This window comes from Rhodococcus sp. F64268, assembly GCF_023015605.1.
Classification (GTDB): domain Bacteria; phylum Actinomycetota; class Actinomycetes; order Mycobacteriales; family Mycobacteriaceae; genus Rhodococcus.
In genome coordinates this window covers 1-4,390 of record NZ_JALKAI010000025.1, presented here as the reverse complement: position 1 = coordinate 4,390, position 4,390 = coordinate 1, and the positions used below count along the sequence as shown (strand labels likewise).

5 protein-coding genes are annotated in these 4,390 nt (G+C 65.1%); 1 reads left to right on the top strand and 4 read right to left on the bottom strand.

The features are described from left to right. A partial coding sequence (locus tag MWU77_RS24315; RefSeq protein WP_247275016.1) for a transposase occupies positions 1–982 on the bottom strand: 982 nt, incomplete at its 3' end. Then, the gene (locus MWU77_RS24310; protein ID WP_247275015.1) at positions 982–1,239 is read right to left on the bottom strand and encodes a hypothetical protein; all 258 of its coding nucleotides are present in this window, start codon (positions 1,237–1,239) and stop codon (positions 982–984) included. The genes MWU77_RS24310 and MWU77_RS24315, both read right to left, overlap by 1 nt. Positions 1,240–1,444: 205 nt before the next feature. On the opposite strand from MWU77_RS24310, the gene MWU77_RS24305 reads away from it, so the two are divergent. Beyond that, on the top strand, positions 1,445–2,248 hold the full coding sequence (locus MWU77_RS24305) for an IS5 family transposase (protein WP_247275014.1): 804 nt from the start codon (positions 1,445–1,447) through the stop codon (positions 2,246–2,248). Positions 2,249–2,423: 175 nt separating this feature from the next. On the opposite strand, the gene MWU77_RS24300 is transcribed toward MWU77_RS24305, so the two are convergent. Both MWU77_RS24300 and MWU77_RS24295 read right to left on the bottom strand, forming a co-directional pair. After that, positions 2,424–2,612, bottom strand: a complete 189-nt coding sequence (locus MWU77_RS24300; protein WP_054807641.1) for a ferredoxin — start codon at positions 2,610–2,612, stop codon at positions 2,424–2,426. Continuing rightward, positions 2,609–3,904, bottom strand: a complete 1,296-nt coding sequence (locus MWU77_RS24295) for a cytochrome P450 (protein WP_374229976.1) — start codon at positions 3,902–3,904, stop codon at positions 2,609–2,611. The genes MWU77_RS24300 and MWU77_RS24295 overlap by 4 nt, the downstream gene beginning before the upstream one ends. Positions 3,905–4,390: the final 486 nt, after the last annotated feature.

Here is a 4,390-nt window from a genome sequence, read left to right as displayed (position 1 = left end):
CCACGATCACCCGATGCCGCTGGGCCAGGGCGGTGGTGTGCTTGTGCACCACGTCGCGTCGCACCGCCGCCGCATGCGCATGGGTGCGCCCGATCCGGCGTTGCTGCCGCACCCACCGCTTCGACGGCCGTCGTTTCGTCTTGGTCGACGGGTCGTACGGACCACGCTGCCGCGCGGCCCTGCGCTGCAATACCCGCAGCCGGTCCTGAGCAGCGGTCAGAGACTTCGGCGCCGGAACCCGGTCGAGTTCGCGTCCGTCCGGCGTCGCGACAACGATCAGGGAGTCGGCTTTGACGCCGACGTCGACACCGACCACCGGTTCACTGGCCCCCACATGCCCCGGCACGGCGATCGTGCGGTGCACGAGGACCTGAAAGGCGACGTGCCACCGACCGGCCGAATCCTCGGACAGGGTGGCGGACAGTATCCGGGCGGTGCCCGCCTCGATCCTGCGGGCCAATTTCCGGGTCGACTCGAAGGTGTGGATCCGCCCCAGCCTCGGGAGGGTGACGTGATGCCGGTCCGTCTCGACACGGATGGTGCCGGTGGTGAACCGCACCGACCGGCGGGACCGGGCGGTCTTGAAGCGAGGGAACCCGATGATCTTCCCGGCCCGCTTGCCTTTGCGGGATGTCGACCACGCGTCCAATCCCCGGGCGAGCGCATCCAACCCGGAGTTGTATGCCTCCTTGGAGTTCTCGGCCCACCACGGCGCCACCTCGTGTTTGTGGGCGTTCCACTGTTTGCGCAACGCCGGCAGCGACCATCCCAAGGCGGGTGTCAACTCGTCCTCGGCGATGCCGTAGGAGCGTTCGGCTTGCCGCTGATTCATGACCGCTTTCACGGCGGCGAGCATCGTGTTGTGCGCCTTACGGGCCCCGCCTGCGTGCGAGCGGAACGCCCGCACCTGCGCCAGGGTGGGGTCGAGCGCGAACTTGTAGGCCTGCGCGGTCCAGCCGTCCGGGATCTCGAATCGAGCCATCACTTGACCTGCAGCTCGGGTACGTCCTGTGTGGTGGCAGTGACCGCCCGCATCGCACGGCTGTGGCCGTATCGGCGGGCACACATCGAGGTGAGCACCTCGATGATGTCCCGCACCGGATCGTGGTTGTGACCATGGTCGCCCGCCAGGAACCGGCGGTCCTGCACCGGCAGGGCCGCTGTCGGATGCTCGGCTCCGAGCCGGGCGAAGCGGTCGCGGTAGTCCACGATGATCATGCTCGCAGAGGGGTCCGACATGTAGCCTGTGGGTGCGCCCACTCGGTCGGCTTCGCATGACTTGTGCAGCACATTCGATCATGCTTGTTCACATTGAGGTTTTCTCACCAGAGGTTCGCTGACGACGGCCCGGGACATCCGAGCGGCATGGCGTGAGATGAGGACGTGGGGTCCTACCTGGTAGAGATCGTTTCGACCAAGAAGCAATCCCGAAGCAGGACCCCACGTGATTTCCTATCGTGCCACGCTCGACGTGCCCGAGCACACCCTGGCCTTCGTCGCCCGTGCCCTGGCCGCGCATCGCACCCGAGTCGACCACCGACCGTGGCAGCGGGCCGCTACCGTCTACGTCCAGGCGGTGATGGTGCTCCGCTGGTTCCGCGACGCTACCGACGTCGCCGCCCTGGCGCGCGATGCCCGAATCCCGCCGGCAACCGCCTACCGATACCTACACGAAGGTATCGACGTGATCGCCGCCCACGCCCCTGACCTGCACGAGGTCCTCGCGCACGGGACTGCATCCGGGTGGGAACATGTCGGACTCGACGGCACCTTGATCGCCGCGACCCGCTGCCGGGAACGCTCCGAAGCCGGACACGACCTGTGGTACTCGGGCAAACACCGCCGACACGGCGGCAACATCCAGGTTCTGACCGACCCGACCGGCTACCCGGTCTGGGTCTCCGACGTCGAACCCGGCTCGGTCCACGACATCACCGCTGCTCGACTCGGCGGAGTCCTCGGTGCCCTCTACGAGGCCGCCGCCGACGGGATGCCCACCCTCGCCGACAAGGGCTACACCGGTGCCGGGATCGGTGTCCACACGCCGACCAAGGGCCGCGACCTCAATGTCGGCACTCGATGCCGCAATACACTTCTGTCCGCGATGCGCGCTCCGGCGGAACGTGCGAATGCCCTGCTGAAGACCCGCTGGAAAGCCCTCCAACGAATCAGCCTGTGTCCGTGGAGGATCGGCACGATCACCGCCGCGGCCCTCGTGCTTCTTCACCTACAAGCCCCCGCCTGGTGAGAAAACCTCACTTGCTCACAGAATGTCAAGCAGTTCGTAACCCTTGGGCATGTGCGCTCCTCGGTGTCGAGTGGAGATCGGTGTGGTGTGAAGGTGGTTGCCGCACAATATGACAGACGCCCGCCCCCACGGTCGGAACCATGAGGGCGGGCGAGATGTTCGGTGTGGAGTGGGGCTACGAGATCGAGATTGCGCGCTCGGGGCAGCTCGCGACGGCTTCGCGAACATTGTCCTCGTGTTCGGCCGGAACTTCGGACACGAGCGTCACGGCGTAGCCGCCGTCGCTCAGCTCGAAGACCTCCGGACAGATCGCGAGGCAGAAGCCGTGGCCGCGGCACGCATCGTCATCGACATGAACCTTCACTTGCTGTCACCCTCTGCGACGGTGTACTCCAGGTTGAGGTTCAGCAGGCCGCGGAGGATGAAGGTGGGCAGGTAGTCGAACTTCCGATCGCCCTCGGGTCCGTGCACCTCCTCCGACAGCGCGATGTGGGTGGTCCGCTCGAGGAGGCGCTGGATACCCACGCGGCCTTCGGTCCGGGCCAGGGGAGCGCCGGGGCAGGCGTGCACACCTCGACCGAATGCGATGTGCGTACGCGCATTACGACGATCCAGATCGAAGTCCTCCGGGTCGGAGAACTGCCTGGAATCGCGGTTGGCCGCGCCGTTGAGGAGCATGAGGATCGTGCCGGCCGGAACCTCGACGCCACCGACCTCGGTCGGGACCTTGGAGAGCCGGAAGTCGCCCTTGATCGGGCTCTCCATCCGAAGCGCCTCCTCGATGAAGTTCGGGATCTTCTCCGGATCTTCGCGAAGTGCCTGCTGGATCTCAGGATTCTCGGCGATGATCCGGAGTCCGGAGCTCAGCAGCCGCACCGTCGTCTCCTGTCCCGCCGAGAAGACGTTCGCCGCAATGCGGAGGACGTCGTCGACCGGGGGCAGCGTGCCATCGGGGAACGTCGCCGTGGCGAGCCCGGTCAGGACGTCGTCCGTGGGGTTCGCGCGACGGTCCTCGATGTACTCGCCGAATTTCTTGTAGAGGAACTCGAGCGGGTTCAACTTCAGCGCTTCGCCCTCGGTGCTGCCGAGAGTGAAGCCGCCCTCCGTTGCGAGATTCAGGCCGGCGATGAACTCTTCATGGTCGCTCTCCGGGACGCCCAGGAGATCGGCGATGACGAGCATCGCGAAGGGTCCGGCGAATTCGCTGATGTACTCGCCTTGGCCCTTGGCCAGGATGTTGTCGAGCAGCTTGTCGGCCAGGCGGTAGATGAACTCTTCGTTCTCCTTGAGGCGCTTGGGGGTGATCAGGCGCATCAGCAGACCGCGGTGGTCCGCGTGCTGCGGGGGATCCATCGTGGGTAGCTGATCGTTCATCGGCAGCGAGGGGCGGTGCTCCTCGATCAGATCCGTGATGTCGTCGCTCTCGGCCGGGAGCGGGAAGCCCGAGAACGGACCGGTCACCGAGATGCATGAGGAGTAGGACTTCTCATCGTTGAGGACCTGGATTGCTTCCTCGTATCCGGTGACCATCATGACGTTCATGTGCGGTTCGCGCTTGACGGGGCAGCTCGCGCGCATCGCGTCGTAGTACGGGTTGGGATCGCCGACGAACTCAGGGTCGGTGAAGAAATTCTTCGTCTCGATGTCGGTCATCATTTCCTCTCGAGAAACAAGCTCCGGGCTGTGGCCGAGTACGGCCCCGAATCGCAGCTGTGCCGCGCCGACGCCGAGTCTCGTCGCACATCAAATCACGACTGCTCGAACCTCTCACTCATGGATGTTTCGTACATTTCGGACTTGTGATGCTGAACAAAGAGGTGGGGCGCGAGATGTAGTTGATCTTGATGATTTCATCCTCGCGTACGGCATCTTGTGACTGCGATCACAAGTGGAAGGCCCGCAAATGCAGGTGTGCCCGTGCTCGAGCGACGAATGTCGTTCGAGCACGGGCACGCCTGCGGGGTGCAACTGCTATCTCCCAGTACGTGTTACCACCGGGCTGCCTGCCTCAGACCACCGGTTCTTTGGTGATTTCGGCCCAGGCGGCGCCGCTGTCGGGGACGCGGGGCTGTTTCCAGACTTCGATGGGGAAGGAGACCATGACCAGCGATTGCATCAGGTGCATGAGGGTGCGGGCGTCGT

Bases quoted from the DNA above. Each gene is read 5' to 3' on its own strand.
- MWU77_RS24310 (WP_247275015.1), bottom strand. From the start codon at position 1,239: ATGTCGGACCCCTCTGCGAGCATGATCATCGTGGACTACCGCGACCGC.
- MWU77_RS24295 (WP_374229976.1), bottom strand. From the start codon at position 3,904: ATGATGACCGACATCGAGACGAAGAATTTCTTCACCGACCCTGAGTTC.